This is a genomic window from Gimibacter soli (assembly GCF_028463845.1).
In the GTDB taxonomy this organism is placed as follows: domain Bacteria; phylum Pseudomonadota; class Alphaproteobacteria; order Sphingomonadales; family Kordiimonadaceae; genus Gimibacter; species Gimibacter soli.
Genome location: NZ_CP116805.1, coordinates 739,284 through 760,793, shown reverse-complemented (window position 1 = coordinate 760,793; position 21,510 = coordinate 739,284). Strand labels below are relative to the sequence as shown.

At 61.6% G+C, this 21,510-nt stretch carries 23 protein-coding genes; 8 read left to right on the top strand and 15 right to left on the bottom strand.

All coding sequences use genetic code 11. From position 1 onward, the window contains the following. Nucleotides 1-33 precede the first annotated feature (33 nt). Nucleotides 34-1,134, bottom strand: coding sequence for a tRNA 2-selenouridine(34) synthase MnmH (gene mnmH / locus PH603_RS03615; RefSeq protein WP_289504575.1), 1,101 nt, complete (start codon nucleotides 1,132-1,134; stop codon nucleotides 34-36). Nucleotides 1,135-1,137: 3 nt separating this feature from the next. Next, on the bottom strand, nucleotides 1,138-2,178 hold the full coding sequence (gene selD / locus PH603_RS03610; RefSeq protein ID WP_289504574.1) for a selenide, water dikinase SelD: 1,041 nt from the start codon (nucleotides 2,176-2,178) through the stop codon (nucleotides 1,138-1,140). A gap of 113 nt (nucleotides 2,179-2,291) precedes the next feature. Here selD and PH603_RS03605 point away from each other — a divergent pair, with 113 nt between their 5' ends. After that, nucleotides 2,292-3,725 (top strand): alpha-amylase family glycosyl hydrolase, encoded by a 1,434-nt coding sequence (locus tag PH603_RS03605; protein ID WP_289504573.1) that lies wholly within the window; start codon nucleotides 2,292-2,294, stop codon nucleotides 3,723-3,725. A gap of 101 nt (nucleotides 3,726-3,826) precedes the next feature. After that, complete coding sequence (locus PH603_RS03600) at nucleotides 3,827-4,633, top strand: type 2 periplasmic-binding domain-containing protein (protein WP_289504572.1); 807 nt, start codon at nucleotides 3,827-3,829, stop codon at nucleotides 4,631-4,633. Here PH603_RS03600 and PH603_RS03595 read toward each other — a convergent pair. Then, nucleotides 4,627-4,842, bottom strand: coding sequence for a SlyX family protein (locus PH603_RS03595; protein WP_289504571.1), 216 nt, complete (start codon nucleotides 4,840-4,842; stop codon nucleotides 4,627-4,629). The genes PH603_RS03600 and PH603_RS03595 overlap by 7 nt on opposite strands. Before the next feature lie 71 nt (nucleotides 4,843-4,913). Then, a complete protein-coding gene (locus PH603_RS03590; protein WP_289504570.1) occupies nucleotides 4,914-5,489 on the bottom strand; it encodes a response regulator in 576 nt (191 codons plus the stop codon). A 167-nt stretch (nucleotides 5,490-5,656) separates the two neighbouring features. Here PH603_RS03590 and PH603_RS03585 point away from each other — a divergent pair, with 167 nt between their 5' ends. Continuing rightward, nucleotides 5,657-6,820, top strand: coding sequence for a type III PLP-dependent enzyme (locus tag PH603_RS03585; protein ID WP_289504569.1), 1,164 nt, complete (start codon nucleotides 5,657-5,659; stop codon nucleotides 6,818-6,820). A 12-nt stretch (nucleotides 6,821-6,832) separates the two neighbouring features. On the opposite strand, the gene PH603_RS03580 is transcribed toward PH603_RS03585, so the two are convergent. The 5 genes from PH603_RS03580 to PH603_RS03560 all read right to left on the bottom strand — a co-directional run bounded on the left by PH603_RS03580 (nucleotide 6,833) and on the right by PH603_RS03560 (nucleotide 11,169). Next, nucleotides 6,833-7,162 (bottom strand): plastocyanin/azurin family copper-binding protein, encoded by a 330-nt coding sequence (locus PH603_RS03580; protein WP_289504568.1) that lies wholly within the window; start codon nucleotides 7,160-7,162, stop codon nucleotides 6,833-6,835. Beyond that, a complete protein-coding gene (locus tag PH603_RS03575) occupies nucleotides 7,143-9,089 on the bottom strand; it encodes a sensor histidine kinase (protein WP_289504567.1) in 1,947 nt (648 codons plus the stop codon). The genes PH603_RS03580 and PH603_RS03575 overlap by 20 nt, the downstream gene beginning before the upstream one ends. Next, nucleotides 9,089-9,496 (bottom strand): group I truncated hemoglobin, encoded by a 408-nt coding sequence (locus tag PH603_RS03570; RefSeq protein WP_289504566.1) that lies wholly within the window; start codon nucleotides 9,494-9,496, stop codon nucleotides 9,089-9,091. Before PH603_RS03570 ends, PH603_RS03575 begins: the two co-directional genes overlap by 1 nt. Before the next feature lie 8 nt (nucleotides 9,497-9,504). Further along, complete coding sequence (locus PH603_RS03565) at nucleotides 9,505-10,407, bottom strand: DUF3034 family protein (RefSeq protein ID WP_289504565.1); 903 nt, start codon at nucleotides 10,405-10,407, stop codon at nucleotides 9,505-9,507. An 81-nt stretch (nucleotides 10,408-10,488) separates the two neighbouring features. Then, on the bottom strand, nucleotides 10,489-11,169 hold the full coding sequence (locus PH603_RS03560) for an energy transducer TonB family protein (RefSeq protein ID WP_289504563.1): 681 nt from the start codon (nucleotides 11,167-11,169) through the stop codon (nucleotides 10,489-10,491). A gap of 158 nt (nucleotides 11,170-11,327) precedes the next feature. Here PH603_RS03560 and PH603_RS03555 point away from each other — a divergent pair, with 158 nt between their 5' ends. From PH603_RS03555 to PH603_RS03540, 4 genes are all read left to right on the top strand, one after another. Further along, nucleotides 11,328-11,936, top strand: coding sequence for a trimeric intracellular cation channel family protein (locus PH603_RS03555; RefSeq protein WP_289504562.1), 609 nt, complete (start codon nucleotides 11,328-11,330; stop codon nucleotides 11,934-11,936). 77 nt (nucleotides 11,937-12,013) lie between these two features. Then, nucleotides 12,014-12,781: a substrate-binding periplasmic protein gene (locus PH603_RS03550; RefSeq protein ID WP_289504561.1), complete on the top strand. Its 768-nt coding sequence runs from the start codon at nucleotides 12,014-12,016 to the stop codon at nucleotides 12,779-12,781. A gap of 399 nt (nucleotides 12,782-13,180) precedes the next feature. Then, on the top strand, nucleotides 13,181-14,059 hold the full coding sequence (locus PH603_RS03545) for a hypothetical protein (protein WP_289504560.1): 879 nt from the start codon (nucleotides 13,181-13,183) through the stop codon (nucleotides 14,057-14,059). Nucleotides 14,060-14,392: 333 nt separating this feature from the next. Then, a complete protein-coding gene (locus PH603_RS03540; RefSeq protein ID WP_289504559.1) occupies nucleotides 14,393-15,010 on the top strand; it encodes a PEPxxWA-CTERM sorting domain-containing protein in 618 nt (205 codons plus the stop codon). 67 nt (nucleotides 15,011-15,077) lie between these two features. On the opposite strand, the gene PH603_RS03535 is transcribed toward PH603_RS03540, so the two are convergent. Further along, nucleotides 15,078-16,205, bottom strand: a complete 1,128-nt coding sequence (locus PH603_RS03535) for a glycosyltransferase (RefSeq protein WP_289504558.1) — start codon at nucleotides 16,203-16,205, stop codon at nucleotides 15,078-15,080. 119 nt (nucleotides 16,206-16,324) lie between these two features. Between PH603_RS03535 and PH603_RS03530 the strand changes: the two genes are divergently transcribed. Beyond that, nucleotides 16,325-16,666 carry an iron chaperone gene (locus tag PH603_RS03530; protein WP_289504556.1) on the top strand — a complete coding sequence of 114 codons (342 nt, stop codon included), beginning with the start codon at nucleotides 16,325-16,327 and terminating at the stop codon, nucleotides 16,664-16,666. Here the strand turns inward: PH603_RS03530 and PH603_RS03525 are convergent. The 5 genes from PH603_RS03525 to PH603_RS03505 are packed head-to-tail and all read right to left on the bottom strand — an operon-like array spanning nucleotide 16,663 to nucleotide 21,505. Continuing rightward, a complete protein-coding gene (locus tag PH603_RS03525) occupies nucleotides 16,663-18,000 on the bottom strand; it encodes an APC family permease (protein ID WP_289504555.1) in 1,338 nt (445 codons plus the stop codon). The two genes, PH603_RS03530 and PH603_RS03525, sit on opposite strands and share 4 nt — an antisense overlap. Before the next feature lie 30 nt (nucleotides 18,001-18,030). Then, nucleotides 18,031-18,366, bottom strand: coding sequence for a hypothetical protein (locus tag PH603_RS03520; protein WP_289504554.1), 336 nt, complete (start codon nucleotides 18,364-18,366; stop codon nucleotides 18,031-18,033). A gap of 18 nt (nucleotides 18,367-18,384) precedes the next feature. Next, nucleotides 18,385-19,656 carry a M24 family metallopeptidase gene (locus PH603_RS03515; RefSeq protein ID WP_289504553.1) on the bottom strand — a complete coding sequence of 424 codons (1,272 nt, stop codon included), beginning with the start codon at nucleotides 19,654-19,656 and terminating at the stop codon, nucleotides 18,385-18,387. 11 nt (nucleotides 19,657-19,667) lie between these two features. Then, nucleotides 19,668-20,951, bottom strand: coding sequence for a Xaa-Pro dipeptidase (locus tag PH603_RS03510; RefSeq protein ID WP_289504552.1), 1,284 nt, complete (start codon nucleotides 20,949-20,951; stop codon nucleotides 19,668-19,670). Next, on the bottom strand, nucleotides 20,948-21,505 hold the full coding sequence (locus PH603_RS03505) for a hypothetical protein (protein ID WP_289504551.1): 558 nt from the start codon (nucleotides 21,503-21,505) through the stop codon (nucleotides 20,948-20,950). Before PH603_RS03505 ends, PH603_RS03510 begins: the two co-directional genes overlap by 4 nt. Nucleotides 21,506-21,510: the final 5 nt, after the last annotated feature.

Below are 21,510 nucleotides of genomic sequence, written 5' to 3'. Positions count from 1 at the left end.
CCGCTCTCCCCAAAGGGCCTTATCCTTTGCGGATTATCGCTTGCCCGTCCCCGCTTGCCAAGAAGAAGCGGCGATCTCCGTCCGGCTGCCGCGCATGAGGACGGGCCGCGCATTCTGGCTGAGCTGATAGTCATACATGGGATCGTAATAGTCGCGGAGGAGGCGTTCGATCCACGCGCGGTGCAGGGCCGCGTCGCCGGTGTCGCGTTGGTGCGCGAGGGCGTCTGCCATCAGCGCAGCAATTTCGCCGTAGCGCAGGCCGCCGAGCCGTTTGGCGATACGGGCAAGGGCATCCTGCAGGAAGGCTGCGAACCGCTCGAACCCTTCCCCGCCGTAATAGGCAACATGTTCGGCCAGCATGTCGGTGACATAGTCGCCAAGGATCGTCTCCACCCGTGCCTCGAAAGGTTCCTCCACGACCAGGAGCGGCGCCGACTGGATGCGGGCAATGAGCGCAGGCGGCAGCGCACGCTGGCCGATGCGGTTACCTTCATCCTCGATCAGCACGGCACTGCCTGCCGCTTCGGTGCGCAACAGGGCGATGGACAGCCGGTTTTCAAAGTCGATCTGGCTTGGCTGGTCGCCGGGCCAACGGCCGAAGCTTGATCCCCGGTGCCGGGCAAGGCCTTCAAGGTCAACGCTGCCGGCGAGGCTATTCAGCAGATGGGTCTTGCCGGTGCCGGTGCGCCCGGCGACGACGACGAAATCCGCCTCGCGGCAGATGCGCTCGCCCGTATCGATCAGGTAGCGGCGGAGCGCCTTGTAGCCACCCGCCACACGCCGATAATCCACCCCCGCATCACGCAGCCAACCCTGTGTGATTTCCGACCGGAGCCCGCCTCGCCAGCAGAAGAGGAAGCCATTCGGGTGCGCGCGGGCGAACGCCGCCCATGCCGCCACGCGGGCTTCTTTCACCGCACCTGAGACAAGCGCATGGCCGCGCTTGATGGCCTCCGCCTGCCCCTCCTGTTTGTAGGTGGTGCCGACGAAGGCGCGTTCCTCGTTCGTCATCAGCGGCAGGTTGACAGTGTGCGGGAAAGACCCCCGTGCAAATTCGCCCGGCGAGCGCAGGTCGATCATCGGCGTGTCGCCCATGAAGATCGCACGATAGTCCTCGCTGAGGCGGCCTTTCATCGGTCAGCGCACCCGGATCACCGGCCCGGACGCCGGTGCCATCAGGCGCCCGATCGGCTTGTCATGGAGCCCGCGCGCACCAAGGCAGGCTTCCACCGCCACCGCCGCACCCGGCCGCACCGCAACCAGCAGCCCGCCGCTTGTTTGCGGATCGGCAAGTAGGGCACGCTGGTCGCTATCCAGTGTCGCGACCTTGTGGCCATAGCTGTCGAAATTGCGGAGCGTGCCACCGGGCACGCAGCCCTCGGCGAGATAGTCTTTCGCAGGCGCCAGCACCGGCACGGCGTCAAAGTCGATCTCCGCCGTCAGCCCGCTGCCTTCCGCCATCTCGGCCAGATGCCCGAGGAGACCGAAGCCGGTCACGTCCGTCATGGCATTCACACCGTCGATCCGGGCCAGCTCGCTGCCGATGCTGTTGAGAATGCACATGGTGTCACGGGCAAGGGTCGCGTGTTCCGCGCGCAGCTTTTTCTGTTTCTGCGCCGTTGTCAGGATACCCACGCCAAGCGGCTTGGTCAGATAAAGGAGATCGCCTTCGGCTGCCGTGTCATTGCGCTTCAGGTCTTCAATCGCCACCTGCCCGGTGACAGCCAGGCCGAAGATGGGCTCTGGCGCATCGATCGAATGGCCGCCGGCGAGCGGGATGCCGGCGTCGGCGCAAACGGCGCGGCCACCTTCGATCACCCGGCGGGCAACTTCGGGAGGCAGCACATTGACCGGCCAGCCGAGGATCGCAATGGCCATCAGCGGCCTGCCACCCATCGCATAGATATCGCTGATCGCATTTGTCGCGGCGATCCGGCCGAAGTCATAGGGGTCATCCGCAATCGGCATGAAGAAATCGGTGGTCGACAGGATCGCCTGCCCCCCGCCGATATCATAGGCCGCCGCATCATCGCGGCTGGAATTGCCAACGAGAAGGGAAGCGTCCGGCGGCGCAATCACGCTGGAGGCAAGGATCGTATCCAGCACCTTCGGCGAGATTTTACAGCCGCAGCCGGCTCCGTGGCTATATTCGGTGAGCCGGATCGGTTCGGTCGTCATGGTGATCTCCTCCCTGTTGCCTCTTCATAGCCGTGCCCGTTGCCATACGCCAGCTTGACGAAGGCCCGCGTGCCAAACCATTCTGGGTACCTGTTTGAGGGACAAGGGGACATATGATGACCGCACGCCGCCTGCCGATCCTGCTGCCGCTGATGCTGGCCGCAGCCTTCCTTGGGGCACTTCCCGCCCGCGCCGCCGACGAAGCGGCGCTCGCTGCGCATCAGCCCGAGCCTTATGTGAAACTCACCCATCCCGAATGGGCGAAAAAGGCGGTGATCTACCAGATCAACACCCGCCAGTTCACGCCTGAGGGCACCTTCACGGCAGCGGCCAAACAGCTGCCGCGCCTGAAGGCGATGGGGGTCGATATCCTGTGGCTGATGCCGGTGCAGGAAATTGGCGTCCAGAACCGCAAGGGCACGCTCGGCAGCCCCTATTCGATCAAGGATTATTACAAGGTCAATCCCGAGTTCGGCACGATGGAGGAGCTGAAAGCATTTCTGGCGGAAGCCCACGCGCTTGGCCTTCATGTCATCCTCGACTGGGTCGCCAACCATACGGCGTGGGACAATGCGCTCGCCGCCGATCATCCCGACTGGTACGAGCGCGACTGGAAAGGTGACTTCCGCCCCACACCCTGGTGGGACTGGGAGGACATCATCGACCTCGACTATTCGAAGCCCGAGGTCCGCGCCTATATGGCGGACGCCATGAAATTCTGGGTGCAGGACGTGGGCTTCGATGGCTTCCGCTGCGATGTGGCGGGCTATGTACCCCTCGATTTCTGGGAAAAGGTGCGGGTCGAGCTTGATGCCGTCAAACCCGTCTTCATGCTGGCCGAATGGCAAAGCCGCGACCTGATGGCCAAGGCGTTCGACGCCACCTACAGCTGGGAATGGTTCGATTCCATGAAGGGCGTGGCGCAGGGCAAGGCCGATGTCGGGGCGCTGTTCGGCTATTATTCCAACAATGAAAGCGGCTGGCCCGAAGATGGTTACCGCATGACCTACACCTCGAACCACGACAAGAACGCGTGGGAAGGCACGGACGCCGAGCTGTTCGGCAAGGGGTTCGAGGCTGCCACGGTGCTGGCCATCGTCGGCGAAGGCATGCCGATGATCTATAACGGGCAGGAAGCCGGGCTCGACAAGCGGCTCGAATTTTTCGAGCGCGACCCCATCGATTGGCCGGCCAAGCTGCCGCTTGAAGGTTTCTACACCCGCCTTTTCAAGATGGTGGATGAAAACGAGGCCCTCTGGAACGGTGCCGCGGGTGCGCGCATGGTGCGCGTGGTGAACGACCGCCCGAGCGAGGTTTTCAGCTTCGTGCGCCAGAAGGGCAAGGCGAAGCTCTTTGCCGTTTTCAACATGACGGACAAGCCCGTCACCGTTGGTTTCAAGGAGCCGATGTTTGTGGGCGACTATGCCGAAACACTTGCCTCCGGACGCGCGCCCGAGGTCTCAACGCCCGCGACCCTTTCAGCCGATACACGCTTCGAACTGGCGCCATGGGGATACCGGGTCTTTTCCGACCCAGCCGGCAAATAAACTGCAACCCTCTGAATAGGTTGCATTATTTCAGGAGCGGTATAAGCTTCCCTCAGGGCTCGCGATCGACCGCCGGCCCGACCAAGGGGAAGTAACGGACCATGATCCCGTCGCGCACAGCAGGACGGATCGGACGGACGCTGGCTGCGGTTGCGGCTTTCCTGATGCTGGCCGGGGCTGCACCCGGGCAGCCGACCCCCTTGACTTCCACCATGGCCGACGGGCCGAACGCACAGCCGGACCTGATCGTTTTCGGCAACCTCACCTCGCTGGATATAGGCCAGGGTAGCGACCGCACCCAATCGGAGGCTGATCGCCGCCGCATCAGCGCCTATCTCGATGGAACCGGGCTCCGCTATGCCTTTGTCTTCGTGCCCTGGAGCCGCGCCTACCGCATGGTGCAACAGCGCGACAATGCGCTGATTTTCAACTTGCTGCGCACCCCGGCGCGCGAAAACCTGTTCCACTGGCTGATCTCGATGGAACGGGGCGAGGCGATCCATCTGGTGGCGCGGCGCGGATCGCCGCAGGAATCCATGACCCGTGACGATATCATGCAAAGCACCTGCAAGGCCGCTTGCGTCAAAAGCTCGGCCCAATGCCAGGCACTTCGGGATTTCGGCTTTTCGGAAGACAGGATCATCGAGGTGTCAGAAGCGCATCACGGCCTTGCCGAGCAGATGCTGCTGCGCGGGCGGGTGGATTTCCTGTCCGAAATTCCGGGCGACCTTTCCGACAGGGATGAAGACGGCACGCCTATCGGTGATCTCCTGATCGTCAGGATGCCGATCACCGCCGCCAATTCGCCCTGGCTTGCTGCCCCGAAGTCTATCGATCCGGGCCTCCTGAAAACGCTCCTCGACGGGCTGCCGAAGGCAGAGGCCGATGGGAACGTACCGCCTCAATAATGCGGCGGCTTCTGCGGCGGGGCGATCTCGATATTGTCTTCAATTTCAGCAAGGCGACCATCGAAACGGGATAGCATGCGCTGCAGCCGGTCGATTTCCGCCCACTGGTCCTTCACCACGCTATTGAGCGTCTCGATCGTCTCGTCCTGAAAGGCGAGCCGCGTTTCAAGCGTGACGAGGCGTTCCTCGATCTTTTCCCGGTCGCCCATAGGCCAATCCTTTCGGCAAGTCGCACAGACGCGCCTTATATGGCGTGCTTGTGCCGGAATGAAAAGGCCGTTCAGCGCTCGTGGCGCGAGGCCGGACGGGCTTCGAGGCGGGCCTGTGTCTTGCGCCGGTCCTCTAGACCGAAGTCAGCTTTGTAACGCCGGCGGCGGTCGGGTCCGAAATATGTTTTGGTCCGAACGAACTGGCGGGGTTCTGTGGTAACAGTGCGGACACGCTTCAGCAGCTCATCAAGCGCGATGGGTTTTGCCACAACTTCATCCACCCCCGCCTTCAGCATTTCATCTATGGCATTGTGGTCGATATGTGCAGACACCGCGATGATCGCAATGCCGGGACAGGGGCTGTCAGCGGCACGGCGCAGGTTATGGCACAACTCCCGCCCGCCAACCGGTGTCATCATCCAGTCAGTGATCAGCATGTCATAGGGCTTCTGGACGAGCGCTTCCATTGCCTCGGCGCCGTCATGTGCGATTGTCACACTCTTGTAGCCTGCGGCCTGCAGTTGCGCCATTACCAGCCGGGCCATGAAATCTATGTCTTCCACAAGAAGGATTCTCGGGCTGCCGGCAACCCCTTTCAGGGTTTCGCGGCGCACTGCCTCTTCTGTCGACCGTCCGGTTGGCTCCATATCAGTTCCCTGCAATAGTGCAACTCAACCCGATGACCATTTCAAGCGGCGACGGACCAAGAGTCAACCTGCATCACATGGGGGCTGGTCACTTGACCCGATTGCCCCTTTCGCCCTAGCGTCGTTCCCCTCACCTGTCCCGCCTTGAAACGCAGAAGGGAAAAGCCATGAAAATCAACGCCACAGACTTTTACTCGAACGATAGTTTCGCGCGAATCAAGGCCGAAGCCGCCAAACACGAAACACCCTTCCTGGTAGTGGACACCTCGATCATCGGCAAAGGCTATGACGAACTGACGTCCGCCTTTCCCTTTGCCAAAATCTATTATGCGGTGAAGGCGAACCCGGCCCCGCAGATTCTGAGCCTTCTGAGGGACAAGGGGTCGAACTTCGATATCGCCTCGCGCTACGAGCTCGACAAGGTGCTCGCCGAGGGGGTTACGCCCGACCGCATTTCCTATGGCAATACCATCAAGAAGGCGCGCGACGTGCGCTATTTCTACGAAAAAGGCGTCCGGCTTTTCGCGTCCGATTCCGAGGCCGACCTCCGCAATATCGCCAAGGAAGCGCCCGGCAGCCGGGTCTATGTGCGCATCCTCACCGAAGGTACGCTGACCGCCGACTGGCCGCTTTCCCGCAAGTTCGGCTGCCAGAACGACATGGCGCTGGATCTCTTGATCCTCGCTCGCGAGCTTGGCCTTGTGCCCTATGGCATCTCGTTCCATGTGGGCTCGCAGCAGCGCGACATCGGCGCGTGGGACGCTGCCCTTGGCAAGGTGAAGCTGATCTACGACCGCCTGAAAAACGAAGACGGCATCACGCTGAAGATGATCAACATGGGCGGCGGCTTCCCCGGCAACTATATCGTTCGCACCAACGACACCGCGACCTATGCCGAAGAAATCACCCGTTTCCTTGAGGAAGACTTCGGCGACGAAATGCCGGAAATCATCCTCGAGCCCGGCCGTTCGCTCGTGGCCAACGCCGGCATCCTCGTCTCCGAAGTCGTGCTGATCAGCCGCAAGGGCAACACCTCGCTCAACCGCTGGGTCTTCACAGACGTTGGCAAGTTTTCAGGCCTTATCGAGACGATGGACGAGGCTATCAAATACCCGATCTATACCGACCGCAGCGGCGAGCTTGAAGGCTGCACCATCGCAGGCCCGACCTGCGACAGCGCCGACATCATGTATGAGGACTTCAAATATCCGTTGCCGCTCGATCTTCAGATCGGCGACCGGCTCTACTGGTTCTCGACCGGTGCCTATACAACGAGCTATTCAGCGATCGAGTTCAACGGCTTCCCGCCGCTGCAGGCGCATTATATCTAAACGCCTCAGGGCTTATTCGACCGTCACGGTCAGCCGCATTTTGGGATGGATGTCGCAGCGCACCTCAAACACACCCTTTGCAGGAAAAGGGATGGTGAGCGAGGTGCCGATCGGCTGCCCGCCAGAATCGTATTCCATCCCTTCCCCCTTGATATAGACATGGTGGAGGAACTCGTCATCGTTCGAGATGGTGACGGTGTCGCCAGCCTTGATGGCAATTTCGCTCGGGTGAAAACGCCTGCCCTGCTGGCTGACCACATGATCCGCCGCCCACGCCGGCGCGCCCAGCGTGAGAAGGGCGGCGAGGCGGAGAAGGGCTGATCTAGATAAAGTCGTCATCATCGAATTCCACGGTTTGCGATTCCTCGCCGTCCACCGACAAGGCAACGGTCACCATCGTACCGACCCCGAGCTCGCTTTCAAGGATAAGCCGCCCGCCATTCTGCTCGATAAGCGCTTTGGCAAGGGTGAGGCCAAGGCCGGTGCCCTCATAATGGCGGTCCCGGCTTGATTCCACCTGCCCGAAGGCGGTCAGTGCCACCGGGATATCCTTGGGATCGATCCCGATGCCCGCGTCGCTGATGCGGACATGATGCTCGTTGCCGATATGGGTATCGATGGAAATATCCACCGCCGCACCATCATGCGAGAATTTGATGGCATTCGACAGGATGTTCAGAAGGCTTTGCAGAATCTGGGCAGGGTCTATCTTGCTCCAGGCCGTGCCGACCGGCTCCTGATAGCGCAGCCGGATACCGCGCGCTTCGGCTTCGGCTATCATCATCCCCCGGCATTGTTCCAGCAGTGCGCCTAGGTCCGTTCGCTGCAAGCGGACAATGACCTTGCCATGATCATGACGGGTGAGATCGAGCACGTTATTGATGATGCGCAGGAGATGGTCGCCGCCCGACTGGATTTCCCTCGCATGGCCGGTGATGCCCGCAAGCCTCTCCTGCTCGTGCGTTTCAGTGACGATCACATCCGCAAAGCCGATGATGGCATTGAGGGGGGTCCTCAGCTCGTGGCTCATGTTCGACAGGAAGCGCGATTTCACCTCGTTCGCGGCCTCGGCTTCCTGCTTGGCGACAAGGAGCTGCACTTCGCGTGCCTTCACTTCGGTGATATCGGACCACAGCGCGAAAAGGCCGCCATCACGCGTGCGGCTGCGGCTGTGGCGCAACCAGTTGCCGTTCTCAAGCTGCATTTCGACCGCGGCACCGGGCTCGCTGCTTGCTGACGCCACGGCGACCGCGCGGTCCTCTTCGGCCACCGGCACACCGTTCGTATAGAAAAGCCGGTTGAAGCGTTCGCCGACCAGCGGCCCGAGGCGGCTGAAAAGTGCCGAGGCCGTGTCGTTCACCATCACGATCAACCCGTCCGCATCGACGATGATGATGGCCTCGCGGCTGTTGGCAAGCGCATCGAGCAGCCGGTCTTCGGCTTTCTGTTTCTGGTATTTCTCGCGCGACACCAGATCGATGATCGACTTCTGCATCACGCGAAGGGCGCGTAGCAGCCGCCCTGTTTCATCCGCGCCGCCTTCGGGGATCGGCGTGTCGAGCTCCCCCTTGGCAATCCGTGACGCAGATTCGGACGCCGACAGCAGCGGCCCGAGCAGCAGCCGGGCAAGCAGCAGCGTCACCGCAATCGCCAGCATAAGCGCGACGCCCGTCACCGCCACATTCACCCGCACGGTGGTGGCAATCTCGGTGACGGCCTTCTGGCGCTCCTCAAACCCCGCGGCCGACTGCAATTCCACCACGATATCGAAGCGTTCGATAATGTCGTCGGTGGTGGCATCAAGGTTGGCGACCGCACGCGGATCGGGCGTGATCAGCAGCCCCTTTACCGTATAGACCCACGCATCAATATCACGGCGCAGCTGTTCGATCATGCGGCGGGAGCGGTCAGTAAGTGCACGCTCATGCGCGACCGCGAGGTCGTCATGTACCAGTTCGTGCAGCTCATCAAGCGACTTGCCGCTTTTCTCGCCCCGTTCACGAAGCTTCAGATAGCGCGCCTGCATCTGCGAAAAGTCGAAGCTTGCGGCGCGCGTGAAATTGATCGCCATCAGGGGGCGGTTGTAGATGTCTTCCACAATCTCGCCGGCCCGGCCGATGGCCACATAGGCATAAAGGCCGACCCCGACCACCAGAAGCCCCATCGCCGCAAAACCGAGGAACAGCTTGGCACGAACGGACACCAGCATCCGCCGCCACGGCGATGATCTGGTCTCGGCTGCCTCGCTGTTCACGGCGCGCTCTGTCATCACCGGGTCACGATCTCGCGCTGCATGGGGGCCAGAAGGGCCAGAAGGCGGTTCTGTGTGGCATGGTCGATGTCGCTTTCATCCATCGCCTGCTGCAGATTTTCGACCAGCCGGTTGAAATCGGCATTGGTGAATTTGAAGGGCTTGTGCACCTGCACCATGTCGTTGCCGGTGTATTTGCAGGGCCCGCCCGCGAGTTCGCAAATCTGCTCGGCGAGTTTTGCCTTCACCCGCACCAGATTCGATTCTTCCCAGTGCGGGCCGATCAGCGGATCGGCAGCAGCGATATCGATGGTGCGGTCGGAAATCCGGGTGATCGTGTCCATCCCGCCGAGCCGTTCAAACAATGTTTCGGCGTGCGCTGGGGCGGCGATCAACAGAAGGGACAGTGCGATTTGGATGGCCATGCGCATGGTCAGAACCCCATCTGGAGCGAAAGATAAAGCCCCTGCTGGTCATCCTGCAGGGCGATCTCGCCAAGGTCGGCGTAGCCCACCGTTACCGACACATGTTTTGAAGGGAACCAGGCAACATAGGCGGCCATGGCATCTTCTTCCTTCGCGAAGGCCAGATTATCGGGCTTGGTGCGATAGTCGACCCCCGCCACCCAGTGATCGGTGATGAGCCACGCGAGCGACCCTTCAACGGTCGTCTTGTAGCCGTCATCGGCGCTGCCAAACCCCAGAAGGCCAAACTGATTGGCCTTGGTGAAGCGCACCGTAGCATTGGCGAGAAGGCTGTATTTCAGGAAAACCTTGGTGGCGGCGATATAGAAATCCGTGCCCTTGTCGTGGGCGGCACCAACGGCAGCAAGGATGGCCCCCTGCTTGGCGCGCTTGTGCTGCAGGCCAACGGCAATCTGCGGCAACCAGCGATCCTGATCGTAGACCGCATCGCCCGCGATCCGGAGCTTGGCGCCGAAAATATCCTGCCCGAAGGTGAAATCTTCCCCAAGCCCGAGGGCCGCCCCCGTGCTGCCGGTATCGAACCACTGACGGCTGTAGCTCACCTCCAGCCGGTCAAACACGCCAAGCGCCAGCCCCGCGGCGCGGAAGGTGAAATCATCAAGGGGAACGAGCGTGCCGTGCGCCGTGAGGCCAAGGCCATGGTCGCTGCCATAACCGCCGATCAGCGCCCAGGTAGTGAGGCCGGCGCCGCCCGCACCTTCTACCTGCGATACACCGCCAGTGGCCAAAAGCTTGCCACGGTCGAACAGGGGTTTTGCGCTGTCGTCACCGAGCGCGGACGGGACACAAAGGAAGACCGGAAAGGCCACTGCTGAGAGAATGCAGGCGAAACGCCGCATTGTGGATTTCATGGTCTTCCCCGCAAGTTAGAGCAATCCGACACACCCCAGACTGCCAAACTTTGGGGCCGAAGCCAACAACTGCCGCAGCGATCAGCGGATTCTGTAGGTCACCGGCAGGGTGAAGCGCAGCGAATCGGTGCCTTCAGGCAGTTCGGGCAAAAGCCCCACGCGGCGCAGCATGCTCATCGATTCTTCATCAAGCATGGCATTGCCTGATGACTGGATCAGTTCCTGCGATACGATATTGCCCAGCGCGTCAACGGCAACCTGAATGCGCGCCGTGCCTTCAACACCCTGATTGTAAAGCTCGACCGGATATTCCTGCACCTTGGCAAAGGCACGCGCCGCCGCGCGGCGCCATTCCTGCAGCGACTGGGCAGGATCGGCCACAGCCACATCCGCCGCCATCACCGCACGGTCCAGCTTGTAGGTCAGCGGCACGACAACCGAGATACCCTGTTCCTGCACCGGCAGCGCCGGCAGCGGGCTGACCCGCGCCAGAAGATCAAGGACCGAGGCGTCAAGGACGGCATAGCCGGACGATTCCACGATCTCGTAGCCCATCACATCGCCCGAGGGCGCCACCGCGAGGCGGACCTTCACGGTGCCCTCCGCGCTCGCATCCAGCGCCGTGCGCGGATAGCGCTGCTTGGCGACCAGCGCCTTCACGGTCGCGTCCTGCCACTCGGCAATATCGGTCGCGGCCTGCACGCCGCCCGTGGCAGCAAGGAATGCGGCAGCCACCACAAGACGAAGGCTTCTCTTGATCATCAGGTTTCTCCGTGTTGTCACAGAATTCGGTTGCGCCTTCTTTTAAAGACGCGCATCTGGGGCCTTCATTAACCATCGTTTGTTTAAAAAGAAGTAAAGTCGCCACCACAGAGCTGTGGCATGCATGTCGGCCCGGTACGCATTCAGGGAAGCCTTCTATGACCATCATGATGTTTCTGGACAGTTTCGGCATCTTCGTCTTCGCCCTTTCCGGGGCCATTTCGGCGATCCGGCAGAATCTCGATATCGTCGGCGTGATGGTGATCGCACTTCTCCCCGCCGTTGGCGGCGGCACAGTTCGCGACCTGGTCCTTGATGTCCCCGTCTTCTGGGTGGAGGACACCCGCGCCATCTGGCTGACACTCGCCGCTACCATCGTGGCATGGGCCGCCGCCCCGCATGTGGAAAGCCGGCGGGCGCTTCTTCTGTGGGCCGATGCCTTCGGGCTTGCGCTCTTTGCCGTCGTCGGCGCGCAGAAAACCATGATCGTCACCGGTGATCCGCTCATCGCCATCATGCTCGGCACCACCACGGGCGTGGTCGGCGGCCTCATCCGTGATGTGATCGCCGGCGACAAGCCGTTCGTTTTCCGGCAGGAAATTTATGCGACCGCCGCGATTGCGGGCTCCGCCGCCTATTGCCTTTTTGCCGCCCTCGGCCTTGCCGGGCCCATCGCCCTTTGGGCTGCCGTTTCGGTCGGTTTCGCAATCCGGGCAGCCGGCATCATCTGGGGGTTGAAACTGCCGCAGAATGAGCGCCTGCGCTAAGGCCCCGCATTGACAGGCGGGGCGCGTCAGGTACGATCACGGAGAAGGGGTCGGCCATACGGAGGATTACCGCCGGAATGACCAAGCGCCAATCGACAGACATGCGGCAGTGGCTCGTCGCTTTAATTGCGATCTTTGCCCCATGGCGGATGGCCGCTGCGGAAGTCCTTACGACACCGGGCCATGTCACTGTCGGCATCATGAATTCGGTGCCGCCTTACGTGATCGAGAATCCGAGCAGCGGCATGGATATCGACATCATCCGGGCGGCCTTTAACGAGCTCGGTGCAACGACAACCTTCATTCACGTCCCACTTTCCCGGCTTGATGGCCTGCTGGCCGACAAGCTTGTGAATGCGTCCGTCACCGTGGCACCCAATCCAGCCTGCGCCGCGAGCAAGCCTTTCAACCACTGGCATGACGGACTGGTGGTTGCCCGTGAATTTGCAGACGCCGTCAAGACACCGGCAGACCTTGCCGGAAAGCGTTTCGCCATGTTCCCGAAGGCGGCGACCGTGCTTGGCCCTCATCTCGAGGGACTGGACCTCCAGAAGGAACAGCCGATCATCGCCACCGAATATTATATGGCGCTCCGGCTCATCATCCGCGGGCGCGTTGTCGCCTATCTTGGCGACTATTGGGCGCTCGACCACCTCTGGGTCACGCTTTACGGCGATGAACTGGACAAGCGCCCCTATGTGATCGCTGCTGACTTCCCGCCTTCGCCCCATGCGCTCTGCTTCGCTGACCGAAACCTGCGCGACCGGTTCGACACTATTCTGGCCCGGATGAAAAGCGATGGCCGGATCACCGCCATCATCGACAGTTACCGGACGCCCCGATAGGCAAAGGCGCCCGAGTCGGGTCCTGATCTGCCTCGTCCCCGACTGGCCCGAGACCAGTCCACGTCCCATTCCGGGACAAATAGGTCTGGATGGGCATCCTACCGGGCATGCACAGGTTGGCGTCCTGAAGGCCCCGAAGGATGAACAGGGCAAGCCGCAACAGTCATTTGTTAACACTTTATTTACCAATGACTTATTCGTAAAATTTTATCGATCTTCGGTGAAGGGGCAGCTTCCGGGTGAAGCTGGCACAGGCCGTGCAAGCTGCCGTCGTGCCCGAAAAACGCCATGCGATCATACGGTTATTTTTTGCAAATGGCCGAGTTTGTTTATACTGCGGGCAGAGTGGGGTGGCTCGCGGGGGCGAGCACCGCGAAGAACAAATTGGGGAGTAAACCGATGTTCAAGACGACCAAATCAACCCTGATCCGCGCGCTCGCCGGTGCTACCGTGCTTGCCGCTGCAGGGACCATGCCCGCCAGCGCCGGCATGGGCTGCGACGCCAGCCTCACCAAGGCACGTGAAATTGCCACTGCTGCCATCAATGGCAATGGCAAGGACGCCGGCGAAACCGTGACCGCCATGCACGCGAAATACGAAAACGATGCCAAGGCCCGCCTGAACGCCTACAGCACCGCCATCGACAACGAAGCCGCAAACTTCGAAAAGGTCGAAGCTGCCGTGCAGGAAAGCGTCAACTGCTTCAGTGCCGCCGAAGCCAAGCTCGCCTCCATGCCGGCTGACAAGCGCGCCAAGAAAATGGCTGCGATCCGTCAGGGCAACGAAGAAGCCGGCACGCTCCTGAACACCGCCATGGCGGCGATTTCGAAGCGCGTTTCGACCTTCGATCAGGCGCTTCTGGTTGAGACGAACGCCGAAGGCGTCAATCTCGCCACCATCAACCGCCTGGCCTATCTCGGCCGCGTGGGTGAAGAGACCGCCGCCGCTGCCCCGACTGCAGCCGAGCTGAACGACACCCAGCCCGCTGCCGGCAGCATGTTCCTGACACTTGCCAGCCTCGCTGCCCTCTCGGAAGCCGATCCGATGGCTGTGGAAGTCGGCATCGCGACCGGTTCGGAAGCTTCCTCGCAGGCTGCAGAAGCCGAAGAAGGCGAATGGACAGTCTCGACGAGCGACATGCAGGAAATGAAAGCTGCCGACATGCTTGATGAGCTGCAGGCCGCAGGTCGTTCGGGCCAGAAGCTCTTGGCGCTTTACGACCGTACCCGCGCGACCATCGCCGCCCAGCAGGCCCTTGCCGGCAAGCTTGGCGAATAATCCCGGATCCGGACTCTTTTGCACCAGACATGACCAGGGGGCTACCCGTTTCGGGTGGCCCTTTTTCTATGGTGTTTGTGTCGGGCCCGATTCGCACTGTCAGGAATCGGTGGCACCGTCAATCGCCTGAAACGTGTGCAGAATTTGCACACTCACCCATCGGTTGGGTGCACATGTTTCAAATTGGATCAATTTTAGACAATTTTGTTAATACCTGCTCGCAAGAGGGCATATTTGCAGCATTTCCGCTGACTTGAGTAGGCAGACGTGATAGGTAAACAAATAGTTAATCGTTCCGTTTCCCCGACGACATATCGTACTTGGAGCGTACAAATGAAGTATCTGAAGAATATTCTCGCTGCTGCTGCGCTGACCGCTACTGCGGCCTTTGCTGCCGAAGCAGCCGTCACCTTCACCGCCACCGATGGCGGCGTGACCTACAGCATCTGGGAAGGCCCGAATGACGAGCCGGCTTCGAACGCCGACTGGGCGGCCTTTCTGGCTGAAACCGGCTACTATCAGGTTGCCAAGTATGACGTGCCCGATGAAGAAAACCCCGGTGGCTTCACCGGTGAAACCTTCACCATCACCGGCACGCCCGGCAAATCGGGCACCTGGTCCTCGTCGTTCGGCGTGAACGGCTTCGTGATCAAGGGCTCGAACACCTTCCTGTTCGTTGACTACGGCGATCTCGGCGCGCAAACCGGCGACAACTGGTGCACCGACGGCACCTGCAAAAGCGTGTTTGCCGATGGCAACATCTTCATGCCGCAACTCCTGAACAACGGCGGCAAGAACCCGGGCCTCAGCCACCTGTCGCTCTATGTCCTGTCGACCGTTCCGGTTGGCGGCATCCCTGAGCCGGCCACCTGGCTGATGATGATCATGGGCTTCGGCCTCGTGGGTGTTGCCACCCGCCGCCGCACGCACATGGCACGCACCATCGCCTGAACGGTGAAGCATAAAGAATAGAAGAACGGCGGCCCATCGGGTCGCCGTTTTCTTTTTCAGCTGTCTGTTATTTGCGGCCCCAGGTGAACCAGGCGGTCGCCACATAGTTCCAGACGGTGCCGACGACGATGCCGGCCAGCGCCGAGAGCGCCCATTCCGCGTCGCCCGCATACAGAAATTCAGCGACCCCCACATTGGCAACCGCGCCGATCGAGCAGGCCGCCACGAAGCTCGCCCAGCCCTTCAGCATGGCCCGCCCGCGCAGCTTGCGGTCGCTGTAGGTCAGCTCGTTATTCATCAGGAAGTTCGTGGTCATGGCCACAAAGGTTGCCGCCGTCTGCCCCCAGAAGAAGGGCAAGCCCATCAGCTTGAACATCAGCGTCAGTACCGCGAAGTGAACCACTAGCCCGACAGTGCCAACCGCGCTGAACGACAGGAACCGGACCGGGATATAGCGCCCGACCGACTTGTCGGCGAGGAGCATCAGGAAATCCCAGATCACCTTGTTATCAAGCTTGCTTTCGCCTTCGATCCGGTTGCGGAACACATAGCCGACCTCGCGCACCGTCAGGCGGCGGTTCACCGAGGTGATCATATCGAGGAGAATCTTGAAACCGATGGACGACAGGTTCGGCAGCGCCTCCACCATCAGGTCGCGGCGGAAGGCGAAAAAGCCGCTCATCGGGTCGCTGATATCGGCCTTCAGCACAAATTTGGCGAGCACCGTGGCAAACTGGCTGATGCCGACGCGCGCCGCGCCCCATTCGCCAAGCCCGCCGCCTTCAACGTGACGGCTGCCAACGACGAGATCGACCGCCGCATCATCGAAATGCACCAGCATCTTCGGGATGATGGTTTCGTCATGCTGCAGGTCGGCATCGATCACTACGACAAGATCGCCGGATGCCGCGAGCGCGCCTTCAACGACGGCTGACGATAGCCCCCGGCGCCCCACCCGGTGCAGGCAGCGTACACGCGGGTCGGCCCGGCCCATTTCATGGACAAGCGCAGCGGTGCCATCCGGGCTGTCGTCATCGACAAAGATGACCTCCCAGCCGGTGGCCCCGAGCACGGCATCCAGCCGCCGGGCCAGTTCGCCCACATTGCCCCGCTCGTTATAGGTCGGCGAGACGATGCTGACCCGGATCGGCCGGACTGACGCCATCGCATCCTTGGTTTCCGTGGTCACCGTCATTCCCTGCCCCCATGCTGCTAGCGTGATGAAGAGACTAGCTTTTCGCAGGTGCGGACTCAAGGGCGAGACTGGCTTCGTCAGCCTTCCGGCATTACACTCGTCTGCGAAGGAGACATGCCATGGTGACCCGCGACCATTCCTCCCCCGAAGCTTACTGCGCGGCTGTGCCTGAAAACCAGCGTCCGCTCTTCCAGGCGGTGCGCAGCCTGGTGCTCAAGACCGCGCCTTCAGCGGCTGAAGGTATCAGCTATGGCATGCTGCATATCGCCGGGACCCTCAATCTGGCGGCGCAGGTTCAGCATGTCAGTATCTATGTGAATCCCGAAGTGCTCGACGGGTTCCGCGACCGCTTCCCGAAGGCGGGCAAAAGCTGCATCCGCCTCCGGTCCATGAAGGATTTCAATGAAGCCGACCTTGCCGCCGTCATCGCTGCCGCAGCGGCGCACGGCAAGGGCTGCTAGTCGGTAGCCCGCGCTGCACCTTCCGTCCTGTCCTCACGCGCCAGCACATAGATCGGCATGCCGACAATCAGGAGCATGAAGCCCCAGAAGACGGTCTCGGCCCCCGAGCCGACGATGATGAAGAGCGTGGCGAGGAAGGCCAGCACCGCGAGCAGCAGGTTGCGCTTCACGCGGGTCGAGCGGTCGCCCTTCTGTATATCGCGTTTGATGAACCACATCTCTGCCACCGCCGTGAACACATAAGGGATCAGGGTGGTGAGCGTGGAGAGAAGGATCATGAATTCAAAGGCAGCCACAAGGCCCTTCGTATAATTCATCGCCATCAGGAGGCTCGCGAGCGTTGCCGAAATCAGGATGACGCGGGCAGGGGTGCCATGGCGCGACAGCTTGCCGAACCAGGCCGGGATCAGCCCTTCGCGCGCGGGCGCGACGAGCACTTGCCCCGAAACCAGAAGGAAGCTGTTGATCACGCCGACGGTCGCGATGATGGCACCGATGGCAACGACCGACGCTCCCACGGGGCCGATCAGCAGTGTGGCAGCGTCAGCAAAAGGTGCGGTCGATGCCGCAAGCACATCACCGGGGATAAGGAGCATCACAGCCGCCGACGAGGCGAAATAGATGACGAGAAGGGTGATGACGCCAACGACAAGCGCGCGGGCGATGGTCTTTTCCGGGTTCTGGATGGCTTCAGCAGGCACCGTCACCGCTTCCATGCCGACAAGCGCCCACATGGTGAGCATCGCGGAGGTCGCCAGAACCGAGATGGGGTTGCCGCCAGACGGGTTCATCTCGGGCAGGGTCGCATCCCCCGCCGCCATACCGCCCGCCACAACGATCAGCGCCAGCGGCAGGACTTTGAGGACAGTGGTGACCAGTTGGAATTTGCCGACCCCGTCAAGCGAGCGAAGATTGAGGAAGGCAAGCGCCCAGATGCAGGCAAGACCAGCGGCGAGCGCGGGCAAAGGCTCCTTCAGCACCGGCAGGAAGAAGGCCATATAGCCAACCGCCGCCACGGCCACCGCCGAAATCGCCGTCCACTGGCTGATCCAGAAACCCCAGGCAATCAGGAAGCCCGCGAAATCGCCCAGCCCGCCGCGCGCGTAGGCGTATGGCCCGCCAAGCTTCGGCAACCGCGCCGACATGCGCGCAAAATTGAGCGCGACGAGCATGATGCCGATCCCGGAAATCAGCCAGCCGCCAAGACCCAGAAGGCCATACGGCGCCAGCAGTGCCGGCATCATGAAGACGCCGGAGCCGATCGCAGAGCCGACGACAAGCGCCCAGGCCTGCCAGAAACCGAAGGGCCGCGCGGCCGGGGTGTCGTCACTCATTCATTCGTCCTTCCAGGGAAATAGTCTCACTCAGCCCTTATAGAGAAAACAGCTGGCGCCATCCATCATGCCGACTTTGGCATCCACCACCGTCATGAAACGCCGCCCGGCGTGGTAGCAGACGATGATACCGTCGTGGGGTTCGTCGCGCAGGATCGGGCTGATATAATCGTGGGCCGCCTTGAAAAAGTCCCTGTTGCCGAAGTCCGCCTGCTGGCTGCTTTCGAAATGCGCGGACGCCGACCAGTGGAATTCCCACCCGTGCTGCCGCGCCAGCGCCGCCAGCTGGTCTTCCACTTCAAACGCCATCGCCGGCGCCGACATCAGCAACAGGCCCGCAACCCACAACCCCCGAACAATACGCATCACTACCCCCAACAAAAATCAGATCGGACCGAGCGCCCCGAACGGCTCGTCCAGACTTTCGGGCGGCACCGTGAACCAGACAGGGCCGTCCGCCGTCATGTGCAGGCAATCCTCAAGCCGCACACCGAACTTGCCGAAGCTGTAGATGCCCGGCTCGTTCGAGAAACACATCCCCGGTGCCAGCGGCATCGCCTCGCTGTGCACGAAATTCGGGCTTTCATGGCCTTCCATGCCGATGCCGTGGCCGGTGCGGTGGGAAAGGCCGGGTGTCTTGTAGCCGGGGCCGTAGCCGAGGCTTTCGTAATAGGCCCTGACCGCATCATCGATGCTGCCGGCGGGTGCGCCAAGCTGTGCGGCCTTGAAGGCCACATCCTGCCCCTTGCGCACACGGGCATAGACCTCGCGCTGGTCGCTCGTCGGCGTGCCGAACACGAAGGTACGGGAAATGTCGGACTGGTAGCCTTCGACCGCGCAGCCGCAATCCATCAGGACAATCTCGCCGTCCTTCACCACCTGCGGCGCTTCGGAGCCGTGCGGGTAGGCGCTTGCCTCACCCACCAGCACCAGCGCCCATGTATCGCTGCCACCGAGCGCCTTCTGGGCCTGATGCATCATCGCGCCGATGTCAGCGGGCGTCATGCCGGCTTTCACCTGCGGCCACACATGGCGGTAGGCCGCCAGCGTGATTTCGTTCGCCTTGTGGAGAAGCGCGATCTCGGCCGGGCTCTTGATCATGCGGCACCCACGCGTGACGGCCTCGCCCGAGACAATCTCGAACCCTGATGCTGCTTTCTTCAGCCCGTCCGCAACGAAATAGCGAACCGTGCCTTCAAGCCCGATCCGGCCTGTTGTCAGGCCGCGGTCAGCAAGGATTTGCGCCACGCGTTTGAACGGATTTTCATGCTCGTGCCACGGGCGCACGTCATCGCCGAAGGTCAGCGACTGGCGCACGCTCGGTTCTTCAAAGAAAGGCGTCACCACGCCAATCTCGCCCTTGGCAGGGATAACAAGAGCCGTCAACCGCTCGCTCCGCCACCAGCGAATGCCGGAGAAATAGAGCATCGCGGCACCGGGTTCGATCACCAGCGCATCGATCCCGGCGACTTCCATCAGTTCCTGCGCGCGTTTGATGCGGGCCTTGCGTTCCTCAACCGTGATCGGCTGCACACCGCCCGTCAGCGAGGCAAGGGTCGGGGCATCCGCGCCCGCCGCGAAGCTGGCGCGGGAGACAAGCGGCAGGGCCGCCAGCCCTGCCCCCAGCTTGAAAAGATCGCGGCGTGTGGCCTTCATCGTCCGCATCCTCAGTTGACCTGCTTGTAAACCTGGCCGTCCTTCATCACGAACTGCACATTCTGCAGCAGCGTGACGTCTTTCAGGGGGTCACCCTTCACCGCAACGATATCGGCCTTGAGGCCTTCCTTCAGCGCGCCGAACTCGTTTTCCTGTTTCAACAGACGCGCCGAATTGATCGTGGCGGCCTGGATGGCCTGCAGCGGCGTCATGCCATATTGCACCATCACGGCAAACTGGCGGGCCGCCTGCGAGTGCGGATAGACGCCGGTGTCGGTGCCATAAACCATATTCACGCCCGCCTTCACGGCCTTGGCGAAATTATCGCGCTGGGCCTGCGCCACTTCGCGGTCCTTGCGCATGTTTTCTTCCGGCACGCCGCGCTCGGCACCCGTCGCCTGCGTGTAATCGGTATTGTAGATATCCATCGACAGATAGGTGCCATGCTCCTTGGCGAGCGCGATGCCCTCATCATCGATCAGGCTCGAATGTTCGATACTGTCGATCCCGGCCACAATCGCCGCCTTGATGCCGTCGGTGCCGTGGGCGTGGGCTGCCACGATCACGCCCCGCATATGAGCTTCATCAGCAATCGCCTTCATTTCCTCGAACGTATAATGCTGGCCGCCAACCGACGTACCTTTCGAGAAAACGCCGCCGGTGGCGCAAATCTTGATCGTGTTGGCGCCGTATTTCAGCACTTCACGCACCTTGCGGCGGGCTTCCCACGGGCCGTCCGCTACGCCATCTGCCTTGATATGCATTTCGGGCGGGAAGACATTGTTATCGCAGTGGCCACCGGTCACACCGAGGGCCGGGCCGGACGCAAAGATGCGCGGGCCGATGATATCGCCAGCATTGATGCCGTCGCGCACACCGGCAACGCCATAAGCCTCGTCGCCCACATCACGCACGGTGGTGAAGCCCTGCATCAGGGTGACTTTCGCATTCTTCACCGCGATCACGGTCTGGCGCGGCACGGATTGGGTCATGCCGTCAAAGAAGCCGGCTTCGGCGTCGCCCATCAGGTGCACATGCATGTCCATCAGGCCGGGCATGATGGTCATGCCGTCAAGCGCCACAAGCTTGGCGTCGATAGGCGCCGGCAGGCGGCCCTTGCGGCCGATGGCAACGATCCGGTCGTCGCGGATCACGATGGCCGGGTTTTCAATCGTCTTGCCGCTTTCCACGTCAATCATCGCGGCGGCCGTCATATAGATATCGCCGGCCGAGGCCGTCGCCGTCAGCATCGTGGCGGCTGAAAGGGCGGCGGCGATCCATTTCGTTGCAGTCATTTGGACATTTCCTTCCTTGCGGCCGTATCGGCACGGTCGAAAGCGTCTACCGCCTCGACAAACTGCCCCAGGGCCTTTTCGATATAGACGAGAACCTCGTCGACATAACCATCGGTTGAAGCCGACCAGACACGATTGAGATAACGTTCGCCCGCCGCAAAGCTCGACATGATCTCGGCATAGGCCGAAAGCCCGAAGATATGCTTCAGGCTGTCACGGGCGTCGGCGAAGGCAAAAAGATCATCGCGGAACAGCCGGTCGATCTCGAACCGCATTTCATAGGTCGGGATCTTGTCGCGGCGGCCGTTCAGTTCCTCCAGATTGAGCACAATGGCATGGAGGCTATCATTGAGAATGCGGCGATTGGCGATGAGCACGCTATCGGCGCGCGCCGCGGCACCGGTACTGACCTTGAGGACGATGAGGCCCACGAGGCCTGCAGCGACCACCGGCAGGAAGGTCTTCCAGTCGATAGCCGCCGGGTCGATCACGGCAATGAAGGCACCGCCGACGAAGGCGGCGGCAACCACTAGGCGGGAGAGAAGAATGGTCATGGACT

Bases quoted from the DNA above. Each gene is read 5' to 3' on its own strand.
- mnmH (WP_289504575.1), bottom strand. From the start codon at position 1,134: ATGAAAGGCCGCCTCAGCGAGGACTATCGTGCGATCTTCATGGGCGAC.
- selD (WP_289504574.1), bottom strand. From the start codon at position 2,178: ATGACGACCGAACCGATCCGGCTCACCGAATATAGCCACGGAGCCGGC.
- PH603_RS03605 (WP_289504573.1), top strand. From the start codon at position 2,292: ATGATGACCGCACGCCGCCTGCCGATCCTGCTGCCGCTGATGCTGGCC.
- PH603_RS03600 (WP_289504572.1), top strand. From the start codon at position 3,827: ATGATCCCGTCGCGCACAGCAGGACGGATCGGACGGACGCTGGCTGCG.
- PH603_RS03595 (WP_289504571.1), bottom strand. From the start codon at position 4,842: ATGGGCGACCGGGAAAAGATCGAGGAACGCCTCGTCACGCTTGAAACG.
- PH603_RS03590 (WP_289504570.1), bottom strand. From the start codon at position 5,489: ATGGAGCCAACCGGACGGTCGACAGAAGAGGCAGTGCGCCGCGAAACC.
- PH603_RS03585 (WP_289504569.1), top strand. From the start codon at position 5,657: ATGAAAATCAACGCCACAGACTTTTACTCGAACGATAGTTTCGCGCGA.
- PH603_RS03580 (WP_289504568.1), bottom strand. From the start codon at position 7,162: ATGATGACGACTTTATCTAGATCAGCCCTTCTCCGCCTCGCCGCCCTT.
- PH603_RS03575 (WP_289504567.1), bottom strand. From the start codon at position 9,089: ATGACAGAGCGCGCCGTGAACAGCGAGGCAGCCGAGACCAGATCATCG.
- PH603_RS03570 (WP_289504566.1), bottom strand. From the start codon at position 9,496: ATGGCCATCCAAATCGCACTGTCCCTTCTGTTGATCGCCGCCCCAGCG.
- PH603_RS03565 (WP_289504565.1), bottom strand. From the start codon at position 10,407: ATGAAATCCACAATGCGGCGTTTCGCCTGCATTCTCTCAGCAGTGGCC.
- PH603_RS03560 (WP_289504563.1), bottom strand. From the start codon at position 11,169: ATGATCAAGAGAAGCCTTCGTCTTGTGGTGGCTGCCGCATTCCTTGCT.
- PH603_RS03555 (WP_289504562.1), top strand. From the start codon at position 11,328: ATGACCATCATGATGTTTCTGGACAGTTTCGGCATCTTCGTCTTCGCC.
- PH603_RS03550 (WP_289504561.1), top strand. From the start codon at position 12,014: ATGACCAAGCGCCAATCGACAGACATGCGGCAGTGGCTCGTCGCTTTA.
- PH603_RS03545 (WP_289504560.1), top strand. From the start codon at position 13,181: ATGTTCAAGACGACCAAATCAACCCTGATCCGCGCGCTCGCCGGTGCT.
- PH603_RS03540 (WP_289504559.1), top strand. From the start codon at position 14,393: ATGAAGTATCTGAAGAATATTCTCGCTGCTGCTGCGCTGACCGCTACT.
- PH603_RS03535 (WP_289504558.1), bottom strand. From the start codon at position 16,205: ATGACGGTGACCACGGAAACCAAGGATGCGATGGCGTCAGTCCGGCCG.
- PH603_RS03530 (WP_289504556.1), top strand. From the start codon at position 16,325: ATGGTGACCCGCGACCATTCCTCCCCCGAAGCTTACTGCGCGGCTGTG.
- PH603_RS03525 (WP_289504555.1), bottom strand. From the start codon at position 18,000: ATGAGTGACGACACCCCGGCCGCGCGGCCCTTCGGTTTCTGGCAGGCC.
- PH603_RS03520 (WP_289504554.1), bottom strand. From the start codon at position 18,366: ATGCGTATTGTTCGGGGGTTGTGGGTTGCGGGCCTGTTGCTGATGTCG.
- PH603_RS03515 (WP_289504553.1), bottom strand. From the start codon at position 19,656: ATGAAGGCCACACGCCGCGATCTTTTCAAGCTGGGGGCAGGGCTGGCG.
- PH603_RS03510 (WP_289504552.1), bottom strand. From the start codon at position 20,951: ATGACTGCAACGAAATGGATCGCCGCCGCCCTTTCAGCCGCCACGATG.
- PH603_RS03505 (WP_289504551.1), bottom strand. From the start codon at position 21,505: ATGACCATTCTTCTCTCCCGCCTAGTGGTTGCCGCCGCCTTCGTCGGC.